Source organism: Herminiimonas aquatilis (assembly GCF_042665175.1).
Lineage (GTDB): Bacteria > Pseudomonadota > Gammaproteobacteria > Burkholderiales > Burkholderiaceae_D > Oxalicibacterium > Oxalicibacterium aquatilis.
This window is the reverse complement of record NZ_JBHTCC010000004.1, coordinates 208,534-228,352: the sequence shown is the minus strand read 5'-3', so window position 1 is coordinate 228,352 and position 19,819 is coordinate 208,534. Positions and strand designations below refer to the sequence as shown.

The 19,819-nt window shown below is 47.6% G+C and carries 15 protein-coding genes and 1 pseudogene; 14 read left to right on the top strand and 2 right to left on the bottom strand.

What is annotated here, in order from left to right; genetic code table 11:
* The first annotated feature begins 3 nt into the window (after window positions 1-3).
* From ssuD to ACFQO0_RS15640, 7 genes are all read left to right on the top strand, one after another.
* Window positions 4-1,131, top strand: a complete 1,128-nt coding sequence (gene ssuD / locus ACFQO0_RS15670) for an FMNH2-dependent alkanesulfonate monooxygenase (RefSeq protein ID WP_012078879.1) — start codon at window positions 4-6, stop codon at window positions 1,129-1,131.
* Between the two features lie 298 nt (window positions 1,132-1,429).
* On the top strand, window positions 1,430-1,564 hold the full coding sequence (locus ACFQO0_RS15665) for a LysR family transcriptional regulator (protein ID WP_274377805.1): 135 nt from the start codon (window positions 1,430-1,432) through the stop codon (window positions 1,562-1,564).
* 294 nt (window positions 1,565-1,858) lie between these two features.
* Window positions 1,859-2,281, top strand: coding sequence for a MarR family winged helix-turn-helix transcriptional regulator (locus ACFQO0_RS15660; RefSeq protein ID WP_041296885.1), 423 nt, complete (start codon window positions 1,859-1,861; stop codon window positions 2,279-2,281).
* A gap of 78 nt (window positions 2,282-2,359) precedes the next feature.
* On the top strand, window positions 2,360-3,463 hold the full coding sequence (locus ACFQO0_RS15655; RefSeq protein WP_012078881.1) for an efflux RND transporter periplasmic adaptor subunit: 1,104 nt from the start codon (window positions 2,360-2,362) through the stop codon (window positions 3,461-3,463).
* Window positions 3,460-6,567, top strand: a complete 3,108-nt coding sequence (locus ACFQO0_RS15650) for an efflux RND transporter permease subunit (protein WP_012078882.1) — start codon at window positions 3,460-3,462, stop codon at window positions 6,565-6,567. Before ACFQO0_RS15655 ends, ACFQO0_RS15650 begins: the two co-directional genes overlap by 4 nt.
* The gene (locus ACFQO0_RS15645) at window positions 6,564-7,994 is read left to right on the top strand and encodes an efflux transporter outer membrane subunit (protein ID WP_012078883.1); all 1,431 of its coding nucleotides are present in this window, start codon (window positions 6,564-6,566) and stop codon (window positions 7,992-7,994) included. Before ACFQO0_RS15650 ends, ACFQO0_RS15645 begins: the two co-directional genes overlap by 4 nt.
* Window positions 7,995-8,102: 108 nt before the next feature.
* Window positions 8,103-8,363, top strand: coding sequence for a hypothetical protein (locus ACFQO0_RS15640; RefSeq protein ID WP_041296410.1), 261 nt, complete (start codon window positions 8,103-8,105; stop codon window positions 8,361-8,363).
* 134 nt (window positions 8,364-8,497) lie between these two features.
* Here ACFQO0_RS15640 and ACFQO0_RS15635 read toward each other — a convergent pair.
* Window positions 8,498-8,873: pseudogene (locus ACFQO0_RS15635) on the bottom strand (IS21 family transposase); the annotation flags it as partial.
* 308 nt (window positions 8,874-9,181) lie between these two features.
* Between ACFQO0_RS15635 and ACFQO0_RS15630 the strand changes: the two are divergent.
* From ACFQO0_RS15630 to ACFQO0_RS15600, 7 genes are all read left to right on the top strand, one after another.
* Window positions 9,182-9,631 (top strand): TrbI/VirB10 family protein, encoded by a 450-nt coding sequence (locus ACFQO0_RS15630; RefSeq protein ID WP_012078884.1) that lies wholly within the window; start codon window positions 9,182-9,184, stop codon window positions 9,629-9,631.
* Between the two features lie 66 nt (window positions 9,632-9,697).
* On the top strand, window positions 9,698-11,515 hold the full coding sequence (locus tag ACFQO0_RS15625; protein ID WP_012078885.1) for an ATP-dependent nuclease: 1,818 nt from the start codon (window positions 9,698-9,700) through the stop codon (window positions 11,513-11,515).
* Window positions 11,515-13,236 carry a UvrD-helicase domain-containing protein gene (locus ACFQO0_RS15620; RefSeq protein WP_012078886.1) on the top strand — a complete coding sequence of 574 codons (1,722 nt, stop codon included), beginning with the start codon at window positions 11,515-11,517 and terminating at the stop codon, window positions 13,234-13,236. The genes ACFQO0_RS15625 and ACFQO0_RS15620 overlap by 1 nt, the downstream gene beginning before the upstream one ends.
* Window positions 13,237-13,403: 167 nt before the next feature.
* Window positions 13,404-14,918 carry an HNH endonuclease signature motif containing protein gene (locus ACFQO0_RS15615; RefSeq protein WP_012078887.1) on the top strand — a complete coding sequence of 505 codons (1,515 nt, stop codon included), beginning with the start codon at window positions 13,404-13,406 and terminating at the stop codon, window positions 14,916-14,918.
* A 468-nt stretch (window positions 14,919-15,386) separates the two neighbouring features.
* Window positions 15,387-16,022, top strand: coding sequence for a DUF4145 domain-containing protein (locus ACFQO0_RS15610; RefSeq protein WP_382236459.1), 636 nt, complete (start codon window positions 15,387-15,389; stop codon window positions 16,020-16,022).
* A gap of 46 nt (window positions 16,023-16,068) precedes the next feature.
* The gene (locus ACFQO0_RS15605) at window positions 16,069-16,530 is read left to right on the top strand and encodes a hypothetical protein (protein WP_382236457.1); all 462 of its coding nucleotides are present in this window, start codon (window positions 16,069-16,071) and stop codon (window positions 16,528-16,530) included.
* Window positions 16,531-16,838: 308 nt separating this feature from the next.
* Window positions 16,839-18,122, top strand: coding sequence for a YXWGXW repeat-containing protein (locus tag ACFQO0_RS15600; RefSeq protein ID WP_382236454.1), 1,284 nt, complete (start codon window positions 16,839-16,841; stop codon window positions 18,120-18,122).
* 195 nt (window positions 18,123-18,317) lie between these two features.
* Here ACFQO0_RS15600 and ACFQO0_RS15595 read toward each other — a convergent pair whose 3' ends face one another.
* Window positions 18,318-19,640, bottom strand: coding sequence for a putative bifunctional diguanylate cyclase/phosphodiesterase (locus tag ACFQO0_RS15595; protein WP_382236451.1), 1,323 nt, complete (start codon window positions 19,638-19,640; stop codon window positions 18,318-18,320).
* Window positions 19,641-19,819 lie beyond the last annotated feature (179 nt).

Sequence of the window (19,819 nt, the reverse complement as noted above, 5' to 3'; positions counted from 1 at the left end):
GAGATGGAACTTTTTTGGTTTCTGCCTACGTATGGCGATGGTCGGTTTTTGGGCACTGCAGTAGGAAGTCGCGAAGCAACTCTGGGTTACCTAAAACAAGTAGCCCTTGCATCTGAAGAGCTCGGGTTTAGCGGTGTTTTAGTCCCTTCTGGTAAAGGATGCGACGATGCGTGGATCGTCGCATCAAACTTGGCCGCAATTACGCAGCGTTTGAAATTTTTAATAGCGCTTCGTCCTGGCATTATCGCTCCTGCTGCAGCGGCGCGAATGGCGTCGGCATTGGACCGTTTTTCGGATGGACGCTTATTGCTAAACGTGGTTACTGGAGGCGACCCTGTAGAGTTGGCTGGCGACGGTTTGCACCTAAGCCATTCTGAGCGTTATGTGCAAACCGACGAATTTTTAACAGTATTTCGTCGTTTATTTACTGAAGCCAGCGTGACTCATAAAGGGCCGTATTTTCATCTAACGGATGGTGAATTATTGCAACCTTCGCGTCAAAAGCCTTATCCACCTTTATTTCTTGGGGGATCCTCGGCTGCCGCGCATGAAATCACGGCAAAGCATATTGACGTGTATTTAACATGGGGTGAACCTCCAGCCCAAGTTGAAGAAAAAATAGCTGACATAAGGATGAAAGCGGAAAAACTTGGACGCCAAGTTAAGTTTGGTATCCGATTGCACACTGTAGTGCGACAAAATGCAGATGATGCATGGACAGCCGCTAACGATCTGCTTAAGCATGTTGACGATGACACCATTGCAAAAGCCCAAGCTACACTGGCTCGCTTTGACTCCGAAGGTCAGAAAAGGCTACTGGAATTACATGGCGGTAGTAGAGACAAATTAGAAGTCAGCCCGAATCTATGGGCAGGAATTAGTCTTGTTCGGGGCGGTGTAGGAACAGCTTTGGTTGGAAATGGAGAGCAAGTCGCTGCTCGAATACTTGAGTATGCCGCACTGGGAATTGACTACTTTATACTTTCCGGTATTCCTCATCTTGAGGAAGCGTATCATTTTCACGAGAACGTTTTTCATCGTTTGCCAGTACATCAGAAGCAACGCGAAGTGCCAAATTTACCAATGGGTATGTTCGGTGATAAAAATTTATCGAAAAGTTCTGTGTCCTGAATTGCCTGTAAGTGTTCCGTGTTGATTTACTGAGATGGACCCGACACCACCAATCGGATCAAATTGGATCAAACTAGCGTTTCATCCAATTTATATGTGGAGGTTTGTCATGAAAACCGTCTAGCAAAACGGGGAATTCCAGTAAACAGACGGCATGAGGCGTGATCACAAGTAAGCGGCCGGCCCTTGTTGAGCATCGAGACGTTATGAAATGCAAGATTCGCCGTAGGTGGCACCGACTGTCGATACATACGCGAGTGACAGGGCGTAAAATCCGGGAAATTCTTATAAGGCAGTTATGCAGGTCCAGACATTACGATATTTCTTGATGGTCGCCACGACCGGCAGTTTCCTTGCAACGGCACGCCATTTTGAAGTTCCGGCTTCCTCCGTATCTCGTGCGATCTCATCACTGGAATCAGAACTCGGCTAACATCTTTTTTATCGAAGCACGCGCGCGGAGCGTCTTACTGAGCATGGTCAACGGTACTACTCGCATGTTCGACAGGCGGTGGAGCTCCTTGATTCAGCTTCCGACCAGTTTGAGGACAAGAGTAAAGGTATCAGAGGGCTGTTAAAGATTAATGCACCCGATTCGCTAGGCAGACTTCATATCAGTCATCTGGTCAACGCGCTGCAAGCCAAGTATCCCGATTCAATCTAGTCCTTTGAGGCGTCAATTAAAAAAATACTTGACTGTGTGCATATGCACACATATACTCTTCTCATGAGTACTCCTGTCGCAAATGTTTGTAATTGTTTTGCCGCTCGAAAAGCGGCTAGATTCATTACGCAGATATACGAACGACATTTACAGAAAGCTGGGATTACAGGTTCGCAGTACACCATCCTTACTGTAGTTCGGTCACGTCCTGGCATTTCAATGCTGGAGTTGGCAGAAGAGCTGGGGATGGATCGAACGAGTTTGGTTCGCGCTCTAAAACCACTCTACAGAGAAGCATATATTGTCGATGCGCCGAGTGAAACTGATTCTCGAAAAATGCTCCTTACTTTATCGAGGGCGGGCATTACAAAATTTGAAGAGTCTGACCCACATTGGCGTGCTGCGCAGCAAGAATGGAATAATAAAGTTGGCTCCGAACGTGCTAAAGCTTTGCGAGAAGAGTTGATTAGTCTTACAGAAACATAAATTTTACATAGCCTTTTGCTGGGCTATTTTTGCGGTTATATGTGTGCATATGCACACTTAAAGTTTAAGGGGATTTTCATGTTTAGAAGGACCGGGCAGGTATCAACTGCCGCTGTATTGGCGATTTTGTCCTTGTCTTTGCCTGGATGTGGAAAGCCAGTAGAAAAAACAGAGCCACTCGCGAAAGTCGCCTATTTCAACGCTATAGCAGCTACATCAAACGGGGCTAGCTATACGGGCGTTGTCCACGCAAGAACGGAAAGTAATCTTGGGTTTCGAATATCCGGAAAAATCCTCCAGCGCTTTGTTGATCCAGGCGACAGTGTCAAAGTTGGTCAGCCGTTGATGAAGATTGACCCGGTCGACTATGAGCTCGCCAAGAATGCATCGCGAGCATTAGTTCAGGCCGCAAAAGCTAGAGATTTGCAAGCAAGTTCAGATGAGCTTCGCCTTCGAAAACTCTTGGAAACAGGTGCTGTTTCCAAGCAGGCATACGAACAGGTTAAAGCTGCAGCAGATTCAGCAGCAGCCCAACTAGAAGCTGCTCAGTCTCAGTCGAAACAAACTGAAAACCAAGCTGACTACACAATCCTTCGAGCTGATGTCAAAGGCGTCGTGATGGACGTTCCTGTTGAGCCCGGCCAGATTGTTAGCGCGGGACAGACAGTTGTGAAGCTTGCCAAGTCAGGCCCTAGAGAAGCTGTAGTTAGCATTCCGGAGCAGGCTCTGAAATTATTGCCACGTGCTGCAAGCGCTTCGCTTTATTCAGATTCGAAAACCAACTTTGCTGCCAAATTGCGCGAGTTGTCCTCGGTAGCAGATCCGCTGACAAGAACTTATCAGGCTAAATACGCCCTTGCCGGCGAGGGTGACCAAGCGCCACTGGGTGCAACAGTAACAATCCACACTACGGGCGATTCAAACTCATCAAACATGTTGATTGCGTCACCAGTTAGCGCCCTGGTGGACAAGGGAGATGGCCCAAGCGTATGGGTAATCGACAAAGCCAACTCAACAGTCAGCTTACGAAAAGTTAAGGTCGCTAGTTTGGGTGAAGAGGTGGTCGGCATCGCGTCAGGCATTGCTACCGGAGAGCGCATCGTAGCTTTCGGCTCTCATCTGCTTAAGCAAGGTCAAAAGGTTGAGTTACTCGCACCTATTAAAGTTGGTCGTGAACTATGAGTGGCTTCAACATATCGGCGTTTGGTGTACGCGAACGGGCAATTACTTTATTTCTGATTATCGCCATTGCCGTCGCAGGTGCATTCGCATTCATCAAACTAGGGCGCGCAGAGGATCCGAGCTTCACCGTAAAGATCATGACGGTCACAGCAATATGGCCTGGCGCAACCGCACAGGAAATGCAGCAGCAGGTAGCTGACAGACTTGAAAAAAGACTGCAGGAGCTGGACTACTACGATCGCGTTGAAACCGCATCGCGCCCAGGCATCGTCACAATGAAGCTGTATCTGAAAGATGCGACTCCACCGGCGTTAGTGCCAGAACAGTTTTATCAAGTACGAAAAAAATTGGGTGACGAAAGCATCAACTTGCCGAGGGGAGTGATTGGCCCAGTCATTAATGATGAGTATTCAGACGTCTATTTCTCACTCTTCGCCTTAGAGGCAAAAAATTATCCGCATCGGCAATTAGTCGCTGAAGCAGAAGTACTACGGCAACGTTTTTTGAAAGTGTCCGGCGTCCAAAAAGTAAACATACTTGGCGAGCAGCAGCAAAAGATTTATGTGGAGATATCACATGCTCGACTCGCAACATTGGGTATCAAGGCTCAAGCCCTATTCGAAGCATTAAACCAGCAGAACAATGTAACTGCGTCTGGATTTGTTGAGACCGCAGGGCCAAGAGTTTATTTGCGATTGGACGGATCGATTGATAGCGTGGAGGCAGTCAAGCAAATTCCTATTGCTGCAGGTGGGAGAACCATCAAAGTCGGAGATGTCGCTGACGTCAAACGTGGATATGAAGATCCAAAAAGTTTCGCCATAAGAACCCAAGGTGAGCCAACACTCATGCTTGCAGTTGTTATGAAACGAGGTTTTAACGGCTTGACCTTAGGCAAATCGCTTGCGAATGAAGAAGCATCAATCAAAACGACACTTCCTCTCGGTATTGAATTGAGTAGGGTTTCAGATCAAGCAAACGCGATTGAAGCATCGATCGACGAGTTCATGATCAAGTTCATCGTCGCATTAGCAGTTGTTATCGTGGTGAGTCTTTTGACCCTTGGTTTTAGAGTAGGCATCGTTGTCGCCGCCGCTGTCCCGCTCACCTTAGCGGCCGTATTCGTGATTATGCTCGCCACAGGTCGTGACTTTGATCGTATTACGTTGGGCGCATTGATCCTTTCTCTCGGACTTTTGGTTGATGACGCAATCATTGCAATTGAAATGATGGTCGTCAAAATGGAAGAAGGTATGGATCGCGTCGCTGCCGCCACATTTGCATGGGGCGCGACTGCGGCACCGATGGCTTCAGGAACGTTGGTAACCATTATTGGATTTTTGCCGGTTGGATTCGCAAAATCGACAGCGGGCGAATATGCCGGCAATATCTTCTGGGTCGTTGCGTTCTCTTTGATCACATCCTGGTTCGTCGCTGTGCTGTTTATACCGTATTTGGGCGTCAAGCTTTTGCCTGAAATAAAAGCGCATCACGGCGACCATGATGGAATCTACGAGACCCAAAATTACAAGCGTTTTAGATCGCTAGTCCAATTGTGTGTCGATCGAAAATGGATCACAGCAGCAATTACGCTTGGTTTGTTTGTACTTGCAGTTGTTGGTATGGGCTCGGTGCAAAAGCAGTTTTTCCCGAACTCAGAACGTCCAGAGTTAACAATCGAAGTGAATCTGCCTTCCGGTAGTGCATTCAGTACGACCGATGCAACCATCGCGAAAATCGAAACAGCTATACGGAAAGAGCCTGAGGCCAAGATTGTTAGCAGCTACGTTGGCCAAGGTGCGCCAAGGTTTTTTCTCTCGGTCAACCCTGAGCTCCCAAATCCCGCATTTGGCCAAATCATCGTTTTGACGGAAAACTCGGCAGCACGTGACATTCTGAAAGCAAAAATCAACGCAATGGTCACCGCTGGCCAATTCTCTGAGGCACGTGTTCGCGTTAGTCAGTTTTTGTTTGGGCCACCGGTTACATATCCAGTGTTGTTCCGTGTGGTCGGCCCAGACATTGAAAAGCTCAGAACGATTGCTGCGGATGTACGTGCAATCGTAGAAAAAAATCCGAATATGCGCGACGTGCATCTGGACTGGGGTGACCGCGTACCGACATTACATTTGGTCCTCGACCAAGACCGCTTACGTTTGCTGGGATTGACGCCCAACGAATCAGCCACGCAGTTACAGGTATTGCTCAATGGTTCTCCCTCTACGCAGGTTCGGGAAGGTTTGCGTTCGGTTGAAGTGGTAATTAGAAGTCCATCTAAGGATCGCCGTGGCTTAGGTGATATCGGAAACTTGAATCTCACAACACGTGACGGCCGCGCTATCCCGCTCTCGCAGGTCGCAAAATTTGAAACACGTATGGAAGACCCCGTTTTGAAGAGATACAACCGAGATACCTACATCGCGGTTCAGGGAGACATACGTGATGGTGTTCAGCCACCTGATGTGACCAAAGCAATCCTGCCCACTCTTGATGCACTCAAAGCCAAATTGCCGGAAGGCTATCGCATCGATACGGGTGGCTCTGTAGAAGAAAGCGCCAAGGCCGACGTCGCGTTGGGCGCATTGTTTCCACTGATGATCATTCTCATGCTGACAGTCATCATGTTCCAGGTGCGCTCGTTCGCCACAATGTGGATGGTTTTCGCGACAGCGCCGCTGGGTCTTGTTGGCGCCGTGCCGACTTTACTTATATTCAATCAATCCTTCGGCTTCAATGCGATTCTCGGATTGATAGGCTTAGCCGGTATTTTGATGCGGAACACTTTGATCTTGGTGGACCAAATCAAACATGATCTTGATGCAGGACTTTCACCCTACAACGCAGTTGTGGAATCAACCGTTCGTCGAGCTAGGCCCGTTATTTTGACCGCTGCTGCAGCGATGTTGGCGTTCATTCCATTGACCCATTCAACATTTTGGGGACCATTGGCATACGTCTTGATTGGTGGAGTAGGTGTTGGGACCGTTATGACCCTCTTGTTTCTTCCTGCGCTCTATTCGATTTGGTTCCGTGTTGGTCGTGACGCGCCGAAAAAGCCCAGTAGCAACGCCGATCAACATCACGTCACGGAATACCTAATATGAAATCGTTCAATCTTCGTGTTGTAGTTCAACTGAGCTATGCAACGGTTCTCTCATCGATCTTGGTAGGATGTTCTCTGGCGCCGGTGTACGAACGCCCAGACCTTCCGGTATCAAAGACATGGCCTGATCAACGACTTGCTAACGAAAGAAACTCGCCTGATGTAACAGCAAGTGAAATTGACTGGAAAGAGTTTTTTATCGACCAAAATCTCAGTCAAGTCATTCAAATCGCGCTTAACAACAATCGAGATTTACGCGTAGCAGCTTTAAATATCGACCGCGCACGCGCGCTGTACGGTGTTCAAGGTGCCGATCGATTGCCAAGCGTTGGGGTAGGCACCAGCGGTGCCCGACAACGAACGCCGGCGGATTTGAATGACAAAGGATTTTCAGATGTAACGAGCACGTATTCTGCGGGAATCGGTATTACTTCATTTGAATTAGACTTCTTTGGTCGTATAAAGAATCTAAGCCAAGCTGCGCTGGAACGCTATATAGCAACAGATGAAGCAAGACGCAGTGCTCAAATAGCTCTTATCTCAGAAGTAGCAATGAGATACCAAGCATTGGCTGCGGACCATCGGCTTTGGCAGCTAGCGAACAATACTCTGAGCACTCGCCTTGATTCGCATGCACGCCAACAAAGTTTATTAGAACAAGGTGCGTCATCTGAGCTGGATCTAAGGCAATCCGAATCCTTACTGGAAGCCGCACGGGTAGCATTAGCTCAACAAACCCGGCAACGTGCGGTCGATCAAAATGCATTGAGGTTACTCGTCGGCGCCACAATTGATCCATCTCTTTTGCCTAGCGGTATGAGCGATGCCCTTCCCGCCATGTTGGCCGATATTCCTGTAGGCCTTCCATCCGATCTTATTTCGACACGCCCTGATATCCGCCAACACGAGGCTATTCTTAGATCAGAGAACGCAAGTATTGGCGCGGCTCGTGCGGCCTTCTTTCCTCGCATATCACTCACTGGAAGTTTAGGAACGTCTAGTAGTGAGCTCTCAGGATTGTTTGAAGCAGGTTCGCGTAGCTGGAGTTTTCTTCCTCAAGTATCACTTCCGATTTTTGACGTAGGTCGCAATCGCGCCAATTTGAATGTTGCGAAAGCGGACCGAGATATTGCAATCGCAGAGTATGAGAAGTCGATTCAAATCGCATTTCGCGAGGTTGCGGATGCGCTCGCCGGCACAGATACGTTAAAGGAAGAACTACGCGCATCCACGGCGCAAGAAAGAGCAGAACGCGTTCGATATGTTTTATCTAAGCAGCGTTATGAAAGTGGGTATGCAAGCTATTTGGAGTTTCTCGACGCTCAGCGATCGTTGTTTGCAATTCAACAGAAGACGATCGTTACTGAGTTGGCAGAAATGCAAAACAAAATAGGACTCTACAAAGCCTTGGGTGGGGGCTGGAAATGAAACAAATTAGGTTTTGTTCTTAGAAAATTGATTAGTACATAGAGCTTAAGCTCGATTGCAATTGCAGGTTTGCAATTCATTTTTTCGTACAGTGAATGAGGAATAAAAATGGAATTTTTGACTGCCAGAGAAGCGCAAATCTTGACAAATCTTGGCACGCATTATCACAACGCATCAGTTGCGTATAACTTGCAAGTTGTTTTGGAAGATGTGAAAAATGCGACGTTGCACGGGCATATGCAAGTTAAGACACTAAATCTTAATGATGAAGATATTCCTTCATTAATTGAAGCTTTGCGAGCACTTGGTTTTAACGCCAGATCTGGCATCGATAAGGAAGACGATCAATATTTAGAAACCTCTTGGTGAAAAGGTTCACAACTTTTAAGACGCTACACATTGGCGTATGAGAAGAGTGTGAAGGTAATCAAAATTCTGCCCATCTAATCTCGAAAATTTTAAAAAATCTAACAGTATTTGGTGTCATTGCCATAAATCACGCCCCTTATGGGTGTTGATTTGCTCGCAGAATTGACCCTCTCTAATTGATCCACCTTCCACTGTCTGGCGAAGGCTGCGACCCGGTCATATGACCATTCAAATCCCAATGAACATAGATCGATATGCATCTGTTTCAAAGTCCGTCGTTGCTTGCGTGACTTCGTCGCCTCGGTCTTCAACCAGGCTGAAAGCTTGAACGCGTATTTGTCGAGAGAAGTCGGAGAACGTCGATCAGCATAGGCTAGCTCGACAGTTTCGGCCCGTAGATAACGTCTAACGGTATTTCGAGAGATACCCAGTCGTTTGGATTTCCTTCAATGAGACCTGGTCACTAAGGTGCCAGCGTCGAATTATTCCAAGTAAAGCCACGTCGATCACTCCATATCTCCTACTCACTTTGGTAAGTAGGATTGTGTTCTAAACGTGGGTCAGTTTTCAATGCAAACCAAAAAGGTTGGCGATGGCGCGAGGCAGTTTAGTTTCCAGCCCTAGTGCGATAAGTCGACGCTGGTCTAGTCTCTCGAAAGCTGTATGGGAAGGACGTAAAAAACATCCCATATTTATGGGATGTTTTGAAAGTAAATGTTAAGAATTGAAAAATATCCTTGTAAAGAACCTGCGGCGTTAAATACATCCCATATAGTTGCGCATACTTATATATTTCTTCGCATAGGACTAAGGTATTTATGAAATTAGCAACTTCGATTATCACCACTTTAATCGTTTTAAGTAGTTCAGTATTCGCCGAACCAAAGGTCTTAGAGTTTGAAAAACCCATCCTATTACAAGCCAGAAAGGTACTGCCTTTCGAGGTTCGACCAGGAACATTTTTTGATTTGGTTCTAATGAATACAAATGAAATGTTTGTGAGCGCCCAGCTTTCTTCCAATATCTACGATTTTTACGGAAATGTTGCGATACCTAAAGGTAGTCAATTATTCGGCTCGGTGACTGAGAAACGAGGTGAAAGAATCGCGATTAAATGGAATAGTTTGCAAATACCGTCACTTGGAACACTTAAACTTGATCCACCAATTTTCGCGACTATGCGTGATGGAAGCGCAGGCGTGACCGAGCTAAAACCTGGCGGAATGATCGGTGCAATCAATGGAGAGAGTTTCATTATTCCGCACTAAGAATGTAAGGCTATAACAATCGCATTAATAAGATGGCGAAGACAAATAGAAGAGACGGAGAAGCCCTTGCATTTAGCGGAATTAAACATAACCAATTTTCGCAAGCTGCGCGATGCAAAACTGCGATTCCAAGCTGGATTGAACGTTCTGGTTGGAGCCAACAATGTCGGCAAGAGTGCTGTTGTGGACGCGCTTCGTGCGTTACTCGCCGGACAGGAAGAGCCTTACCCGCGACTAGACGTCGCTGATCGGCATCGCCCCGCTGAAGGTGAACCGGAAGGCGATATTGATTTTCATTATGTGTTTCGTGGCTTAGACCGAGACGACGAAGCTGACTTTCTTGCGGCTCTTAAAGCAGGAGGTGACGGCCAGATGGAAATACATATTCATGTCCGATATTTTGACGCAGATAAAACTGGCCGTTTCCGCGTAAAACGATGGTGTGGTGATCATGAAGATGTTCCTCTGTTGTCAGATATGATGGAGAACCTTCGTGGGGTCTATCTGCAGCCGCTTCGCGATGCATCACAAAGCCTTCGGCCTAGTCGAAACAGTCAATTATCGCGTTTACTGCACCTTCTCACTGACGACGCAGGACGGGACGGTATCAACGCGGCTTTACAAAAATTGGACGAAGAGCTTAAACAACATGCGCCGATGATCAGCACTCAGAGCGCTATTGCAACTCGTCACGGCGACATGCTGGGCGAGCAGCTCAAACAAGCATTGACTGTCGGGCTTAGCGCAAGCGATTTTCAACGTCTCTCCTCACGCCTATCTCTATCAGTAGACCAGTTTGAGATCGAACAGAATGGTCTTGGCTTCAATAATTTGATTTTCATGGCGGTAGTTCTAAGCGAATTGGCCAAGAATACTGACGCCACTTATCGAGGATTGATTGTTGAAGAGCCTGAAGCCCATCTGCATCCGCAGTTACAGGCTGTATTGCTGCGCTATTTGGCGAGTCTTCAGGCAGTAGCAGGAGAGAAACCAGTCCAACTGTTCGTTACCAGCCATTCCCCAAACTTTGCGAGCAACGCTAATCTTGATTGTCTTGCTTGTTTAGTTGAGTCAGAAGGCCATGTAGAAACATTTTTCCCTCGCGATGTGACATTTGAAAAAGGTAAGCGCGAGAAGCTTGAGCGCTATCTCGACGTCACACGCGCAGAGATATTTTTTGCACGGCGTGTAATTTTTGTTGAGGGTGCAGCTGAGCTTATGCTCATCGATGCTCTAGCGACACTCGCCGGTTATGATCTACGCGGCCACGGTGTAAGTCTCATCAGCGTCGAAGGACTGAACTTTGATTCGTTCTTGCCGCTGTTTGGTGAAAACGCCTTGAAGATACCTGTCGCTTTGATCACTGACGCTGACCCACAGAGAGAATTGGAAGAAGGCGAAAATGACGATGATAACGATGATGACGACGCAGAAGATGTTGCGATTGAAGAAGATGGTGTGCAACCAAAACGAAAGAGAGCCAAAGCAGTGTATCCAGCACTGGGCGAAGAAATAAAAGTATCTGCCAACACGGCAAAGATGAAAGCATTGGAAGACCGTTATGTAAAAGTATTTCACGGTGTAAAAACATTGGAATACGATTTGGCTCTACATGCAAATGCTCGGGAAGCAATGCTGACGGCCTTGGCTGACCCTCATCCAAAAATTGCCAAATCTTTACGGAAAATCGTAGACGCGGAGAATGACAACACTGACAAAGCTCGCGTACTGTTTCGCGGCATGTTTGAACGGAGCCAAAACAATGTGCAGAAAGGACGCTTTGGCCAAGCTTTGGCTCAAGTGATTAGTGAAGGTGTAGTTTGCGACGTGCCTGCTTATATTAAAAGCGCAGTTGAGCACGTGTGCAAAGAAGAACCACACTGATGGACCTATCTGCCGAACAACAGGCCATCATCAATGCGCCCTTAGCACCTCTTGCAGTCATTGCTTGCGCTGGTAGTGGAAAAACAGCGACTGCAGTACGTCGCCTCGTTGAGATGCGCAGGCTACTGGCCGACAGTCGCGCAAGAGTAGCTCTGTTATCTTTTTCGAATGTCGCTGTGGATACCTTCCGGCAAAGCTACCAGACACTGGCACAAACATTACCGAATGGTGCTGGCCGAAGTCGGGTCGATTTTGAAACGCTAGATGGCTTTATTACTAGCCACATACTTCGGCCACATGCATACCGCACAATGGGTTCGCAAAGAGCCGCGTTTTTGGTGACGGGTACAGAGCCATTCCTCAGTGGATTCACATGTAGGCGGGACCCATTCCCGCTTCCGATTACTGATATGAAAGTTGGCTTTGAGAACAACGAGCTGTTCTTTTATTACGACTTCCAAGGAAATATTAAACGTCTAGACCAAAACGCAGCCTCTTTGGCTGTGAGGCGACTTGGGCGTACCGGGGCGTACACCCATGACCTAGGTCGGTATTGGGCTTACCATACATTGATCGACCAACCACTTATATTGCGAGCATTGGTCCGACGTTATCCGCACGTTTTAGTCGATGAATCACAAGATATTGGATTGCTACATCAAGCTATACTTGAGTTACTGATGCGCGCAGGCGTACAGGTCTCCCTTATCGGCGATCCTAATCAGAGTATTTACGAGTTCGCGGGTGCCAACGGTATGTTTCTACGTGATTACCATCGACGCGAAGAGGTCACTGCATTCTCCCTTACACGCAACTATCGTTCCCGACCATCCATACAAGCAATCGCCAATCACATTTCTGGCCGGAATGACGAACCTCATCGACCGATTGATCCTGGTACACATGGTGTTTATTTCATTGGTTACAGCAATCCTGAGTTGCCAGGTCTGCTTGATGCTTTCCATGCGGAAGTAGCTAATCTAGGCATGCGCATAGAGAATGCAGCCATTCTTTGTCGCTCGTCCAAATTGGCGGATCAACTTGCCGGAGTCAACGAGCCGTCTGGCCGAGGAATAGTTAAACATTTTGTAGAAGCTGCTCTCCATCGCGACATGCATGGCCGTTTTCAAGACGCGTATAAAGCCGTAGTACGAGGAATCGTTAGTTTGCTTGACGGCCCGCCACAAGGCCTGCTGGCAAGTCTTAGTCATCCTGCTCATGACCGCTCACTGCAAGATCTTCGCCGCCGGCTATGGGCATTTTCACGGGAGGTTGAAACCGGGCTGCCATCATCCGAATTGCCTGCGATGGATAGCTGGCATCCTTTAATGCTAGCGCGCGTGCGCACACTACTACAAGAGATTCATCAAGACTTCGGTATGGTGCCAACTGACAATCTGGGGCATAAGCTTGCTCGAACTGGATTACCAGCTGGGCCACTCGGTGCGGGAGCTGACCTTGCTGCTGAGCGTGGTCCCCGTATTCGTGTCGGAACCGTCCATCATGTCAAGGGAGAAAGCATTGACGCTGTCTTATATGTAGCGACGCGTCCCCATTTGCAAGCAATGCTGGACGGCGTGGAGACTGAGTTGGGCCGGATAGGATATGTGGCAGTGACTCGTGCGTGCAATCTTCTTTGGTTAGCCGTTCCATCGGCCGCCTTACGAGAAATGCGGCCGGCTTTATTGGCCGCAGGTTTTCAAGAGGCCGGAGACCGCTGAGATAAATTACGCGTCTGCCATCTTAGCCAAGGCTTTAGTCATGAAGGTATTTAGCTCAGAGAACTCACCACCGTTCTATAAGCCATCGCTAACGACTAAGGCCACTCGTCCTGTTACTTTAGCCACATAATCACTTCCTTTGCATCACCTTAGATAATCAACCCGTCATGTCCAAAAATAAAGAACTCAACATCTTTGAAGCTGCAGTATTACTTTCTATTTCTCCAGAGTTGCTGCGCTGGTTAACAAAATATGGTGCCAAGTCAGACGGCAAGAAAAAGTTGAAGGTGTTGCGTAAAGCAGGTGACATGCTTTTCTTTGATCAAGACGAGCTTGTAACCTTTTCTAACTGGCTTGCAGAACCTTGGCCAACAAAAAAAAATACGCGACCTATCATCCCTGCAGGTATCTTGACTGAGATAAAAACAGAAGCGGCGGGACAATGCGCAATATGCCACAGCCATAAAGATAGTTGTGAAGCCGCTCATATTGAGCCTGTCTCGCAGTCGAAAAACAATCATCCACACAACCTACTTTGGTTATGCGCGAATCATCACACTAAATACGACAAAGGTACTTTAGGACCCATGAGCGGGCAGGAGGAGTTTGTAAAGGGTCTCAAAATAGTTCTGCTTAGCATGTCGAAAATTTTATATGAGAGTAAGGCCGAGGGCGCGAAGATAATTTTTCATATCATCGAAACATGTCGACGAGCGGCATTGCTTAATCCGACCACACCAGAGCAAATAGCCTCGGTTGCAACGCTTGCAGAGGATTCGCTAGATAAACTGATTGGAGTAAAAAATAATAAGAAACAATCGTCCAAAGATTTCACTGCATTCAAAAAACTAGGGGAACTTGCATCCAGTAAAAGTTTTGAGAAAACGCGTCCTATCAAAGAACGTCTGGAATTGGTAGCAACCCTACGAGAAGATTTTCGCGAAGCCGCTGGCATGTGTGATTGTCCATTGTGCAAAGGCACTGGAATTAGAAACGGCGACGATTGCTTTTTGTGTCATGGCGATGGTGTTGTATCTAACAACGCGGCAGCGTCTTTTGACGCTCGTGACTTCGATTTAGTTAACTGCCCACTTTGCGAAGGTGTCGGGATTCGACATGACGATGACTGTCCAGTATGTCGAGGTGACAAACATATAGAGCGCAGATTCGCGGATTTTATGGATTTGGGCGATTACAGCACAGTGGATTGCCCACTTTGTGAAGGTTCTGGCGGATATGAGCAACATGATTGCCCTGAATGTCACGGAGATGGTTCGATGGATCGAAGGTTTGCTGAGTTGATCGATTTAAAGGACTATACCGATGTCAACTGTCCTCTCTGTAACGGTAGTGGACAACGTGATGATCATGATTGCGAAGTATGCCAAGGTGACAAGGTAATTCCTCGCAAAGAGGCCGAGAGAGTTGATGTTTCTGCATATGAGATGGTGTATTGTCCGCTCTGCGACGGTGAGGGTCGATATGATGGGGATGATTGCCCGTACTGCGGCGGTGAGCAACAAGTAGCAAGTAGTTATGCGGAGGCGTTTGATAAACGGGACTTCGATATGGTCGAATGTCCTCTGTGCGACGGAAAAGGTACTAATGAAGATAACGATTGCGGCGCTTGTGACGGCAGTGGGGAAGTTACTAGAAAAGCGGCAGAACAGTTGCATGACTAATACTTTCTGAAATTTCTCAAATAGCATTGGTGAGTAAAATAGATCTATTGATATGATTGATCCGAAAATAAACGGTTAGCCATTGGCGTACACATGTACAAATGAACGTAAGGTTATGGTGCATGAAAACGAGGTAGCAAGGATGCTGCCTGGACAGATTGAAAATTTCTTGCTTACGCTAGGCTTTAAATAAAGAGCAGTAATAATTTGACGGATTGTTTAGCCTTTTTATTTTTAGCACATGCTAGTACACATGCACATATTATGTTTTTTTAAATTTCATTAAATTCAATTGGTTAGCTTATTGATTTGACTCCCCCTTTCCCGCCAAGATGCACGGGTGTCGATAAGTACTTGATTATATTAAAGTATTTATCGACACCATTCAAGAAGTTGGAGTAGCAAGTTGGAGTAAATTGATGATCGGCGCAAGCCGGTTTTTTTTTGTTTCTGATAAAGCCTTCCGACATGCTACATCTCAATCGCAATCAATTCCGCACGTCATTCAGCAGTGAGAACTTGCCTCATTGGTCATGTACTTGGTGCGCACAAGGCACATTCAAAGTCGTTGGCGATATTGTTTCAGTAGATTGTGCAGCCACACTGTCTGATTTGCAGAAATATAGCGACCTGCCATGGGAGGCACATTCTCAGCGTTTCAGTTGTCGGCTTGAATGTGGTCACTGCAAAGAAACCGTTTTCGTTGTGGGTGATGCTTCAATCGAAGCTCAACTTGAAGAACACGACGGCTCTGGGGGCGGCTATTATCTCCGTCTGACCCCCACGTTCTTTGAACCTCCTCTAGGCATCGTATCTTTGCCTGTAAATTGTCCTGATAAAGTGGCACACGCGGTTATCGACGCATGTAGATTTTATTGGTCATCGCCGTCCATTGCTGCTTCGTTGCTGCGTAAATCACTCGAAAGGCTGCTTGATGCTGAAGGCGTCGCTGTTGCTGTCGATAAGATTGATGGTAAAGGCAAAGGTAGCAGATTAAACCTGCATCAACGTATTGAATTGTTTGCTCAGACTCCTAAATGTGATGTCGATCTGTTGAAAGCATTACGTCTGTTAGGCAACGTATCTTCTGTGCTTAGACTTTAATCAAGACGTTTGGTATGCGGTAACTAATGAATGTGACTAACTAGACATGATTTACTACAGATATTCAGAACTTCAAAAAGGCATTCTGATTACAGCGGCAGTTGCCCTCTGTGCATTTCAGATAATGCTCTGGGGCTTCGGCGCGTCTATAGCAATCCAAGCGTTACTGCGCAATCCTTCAATCCTAAGCGACGTTGAGTTTTGGACCATTGTTGTCGGAGGTGGCTATGGTCTAGCATCCCTTGGTTTGATAGTGTTCTGGATAGAACGATATGCAGCGTTTGGAATTCCTTTGTATGTGCGCATCGGGGTAATCGCTGGCGCAATGTTGTCAATTTACATGTTGGTTGATTCTGTCTTGAAAAATCAAAATCACTTCATGGCTCTGTTTTTCCCGCTAGGTCCATTAACGCTGCTCCTGATATGCCTTTTTCTTATAAGCCGACTACGGAAAGAGCATCCGTTACTTATCAACGGCGACGCTGAACACAGCATTCCAGATTTGTAAAACATCAATCTACTTATTTGAACCTTGGCCCTACTACTGATGCCTTAACAGCAATGCCGCTGCGGCACACTGACTAGGGGCAACCTGATGTGTGGAAGAATTTCACAGGCAAGAGACCTTATGAACTATCTCATAAGCATAGGCAAGCCAGAGGGTGGCCTATGCCGTTGGGCGTTGACATGTACGGTTACCGCTGGTTACACACCCGCAATGCTCCTGCCGAACTTCAGACCTTAATAGCCATCTGATTCACACCAGTTTGGTGAGTCTCATCCAGACTGGCCAAACATCATTCACAAGGATTTGCCATGGCTAGCACTCTCTTTGCACGCATTGCGTTGGTTATTGCCCTGGCGATACCTGCCGCAAGCTGGGCGCAGGTGAATGTGTTCGTTTCGATTGCGCCGCCGCCGCTACCGGTTTATATGCAGCCGCCGCTTCCGGATGAAGGCTATATCTGGTCGCCGGGATATTGGGCGTATGACGACGGCGACTATTACTGGATTCCGGGTACGTGGGTGCGCCCGCCATCAGTCGGTTTGTTCTGGACGCCGGGTTACTGGGCTTGGAGTAATGCCGGTTATCGCTTCTACCGCGGCTATTGGGGCCCGCAAGTCGGATTTTATGGCGGCGTAAATTACGGTTATGGATATAACGGTAACGGTTATCAGGGCGGGTACTGGAATCGCGGTGCGTTCTATTACAACCAGTCGATCAATAACTTCGGCAATCGCCACGTCAAGCGGGTGTACAACAAGACTGTCATCAATAACGTGACAGTCAATAACGTCAGCTACAACGGCGGTCGCGGCGGCGTGAACGTCAGACCTAGTTCACGCGAGCAAAACTATGCGCGTGAAAAACACATCGCACCAACTTCTGTGCAGAGACAGCATGTGCAAGCTGCGATCGGTAATCGTGAACAGCGCGCATCGGTCAACCAAGGCAGGCCGCCGATTGCTGCAACTGACCGACCAGGTCATTTCAACGGTGCTGCGGTAGTACCTGCGCGTGCGGCGGGTGGGCCCTTGCCTGATCGCTCACGTCAGAACGATGATAGGCATTTACCTGATGGGCGTCCGGGTTCTGCGCAGTCTTCATCAAGACTTTCTACGTCACAGAATAATCCGGCGCGTGACACTGGATCGCAGACACGTTCGCAGCTGGATCGCGCACAGGATCAACCGCGTCTGCAACAGCAACGTGACGAACAGATGCGACAACAACGTGAGCAATCGCAGCGCGAATTACAACGAGACTCACAAAGAGATTCGCAACGATCCCAGCAGCAACGCGAACTTCAGCAACAGCAACGCGAGCAGCAGATACAACAGTTGCAGCGAGAACGCGTGCAACGTGAACAGCAGTTTCAACAACAGCGTGAGCGGCAGGTTCAGCGCGATCAGCAAGGGCTGCAACGCAGCGAGCCACAAGTGCAACAAGTTCAGCCGCAACGTGAACAGAATATGCGTAAAATGCAACCGCGGCAGGAAGCACAGCAGCCTGTACAACGTGAGCAGCGCTCGCATCAGGGCCGCGAACAGCACAATGGACCGCAAAGGGAGTCACGTCGTGATGGTGGACGCGATTAACGTGTGGACTCTGTCTCCGCTTCAAAAAAAAGCCCGCGCAAGCGGGCATTTTTTTTGAAGCGGAGAAAAGCAAGTCAAGAATTGCGCTTGCAAGGGGCACGAAGGGAATCTACTGCAAGTGATTCTGCGGCATTTAGTGTCTGGTATGCCCACTGCATGCCGTGCGGCACCTGCTCACGATTTGTCTCGGCACCATTACACGTTACGGCCACTATGCTCAAGAAGAACTCCTTCAAACTCGGCGATTGGAACTGGCCTACTGAGCAAATAGCCTTGAAATGAATGGCAGCCAAGATCAGCCAAAAACTGTCTTTGACCTTCAGTTTCAACACCTTCTGCTATTACGTCCAACTTCAAGTTACGTGCCAGTCCCACAACCGTTCGTACAATTGCAACATCATTTGAATCCTTGAGCATGTCACGTACAAACGATTGATCAATCTTCAATTGATCGATCGGTAATTTCTTTAGATAACTGAGCGAAGAATAGCCGGTGCCAAAATCATCCAGAGAGAAACGAACCCCCTTGGTTTTTAACGATTTCATTTTTGCGATGATATCGCTCACATCATTGACCAACATGCTTTCCGTGAGTTCGAGCGTAAGTAGTGTGGGGTCAATGTTGGACCGTTCCAATATAGAGATAACCTGGCTAACGTAGTCGGGCTGTTTAAATTGGAGCGCGCTGACGTTGACGGCAAGATGCAAGTTGGCAGAAACAGGATTTTTTGCCCACGCCATCAACTGCGCACAGGCCGTGCCTAGCACCCAATGCCCAATTGGCAGGATCAATCCAGTTTGCTCTGCCAGCGGTATGAAATCAGCTGGAGATATCATTCCTTTGACCGGGTGTTGCCAGCGCAATAGCGCTTCAGCGCCGACAATGCGACCATTGTTTCCAACTTGCGGTTGAAAATGAAGCACCAATTGATTGGTCGCCAGCGCTTTTCGCAAATCCGATTCCATCACATTGCTCTCGGTAAGGTTCGCTTGCATCACCCACAGCAGCGTCAATAACAAACCAATTGCAGTGATATTGTGAATCCAGGAACCGATCAGACGCTGTTCTGGGGCGAGCGTGTAGGACGAGGCAAGGCCCCACGAATTACTCGCAAAGAAGATAAAGGCAAGCAAAGAAGCAACGGCCATCCAGAGGCGAAACCAGGGCTGCTCACGTTTGAATGCAAACCAGGCGAAAAGAGCAATTACAAGAAAATAGCTATGCGTAGAGCGGGGTATTTCTAAAGTCGGCAAATCCAGAAACACGCAAAATACGCACGTAATCACATACGAAAACAGAAAAATAAAGATGGCTGCAGCCCGAACTTTCCCTCTGGATATCATCAAGGCCGTAACTGCGGCAACTATTCCCGAAATCAGATTGATGGGCCAAATATCTCCATTTCCTTGTGCTAAATAATATCCTCCCCAAAACACAGATATGCCGGCTAGCAGAACAGCACTGAGTTTTAAGGAGAGATGCAGGCGAAGCTCCTGCGTTATGAGTTTGGCTTTCATACTTATTTGACCGAGAATATTTCCATTCAGAAACATATCACAGTATGGTGAATTAGTTTTCCGGCCTGATTAGAATGGAATCGCCCGGCTTTTAGAGCGTCTCGGAGGTTTTAATCGGTGCGAAGTGCTATACCGAGAATTCAATATTAAAGTGGTAAAGCAGACCAACGAGCGCAGTG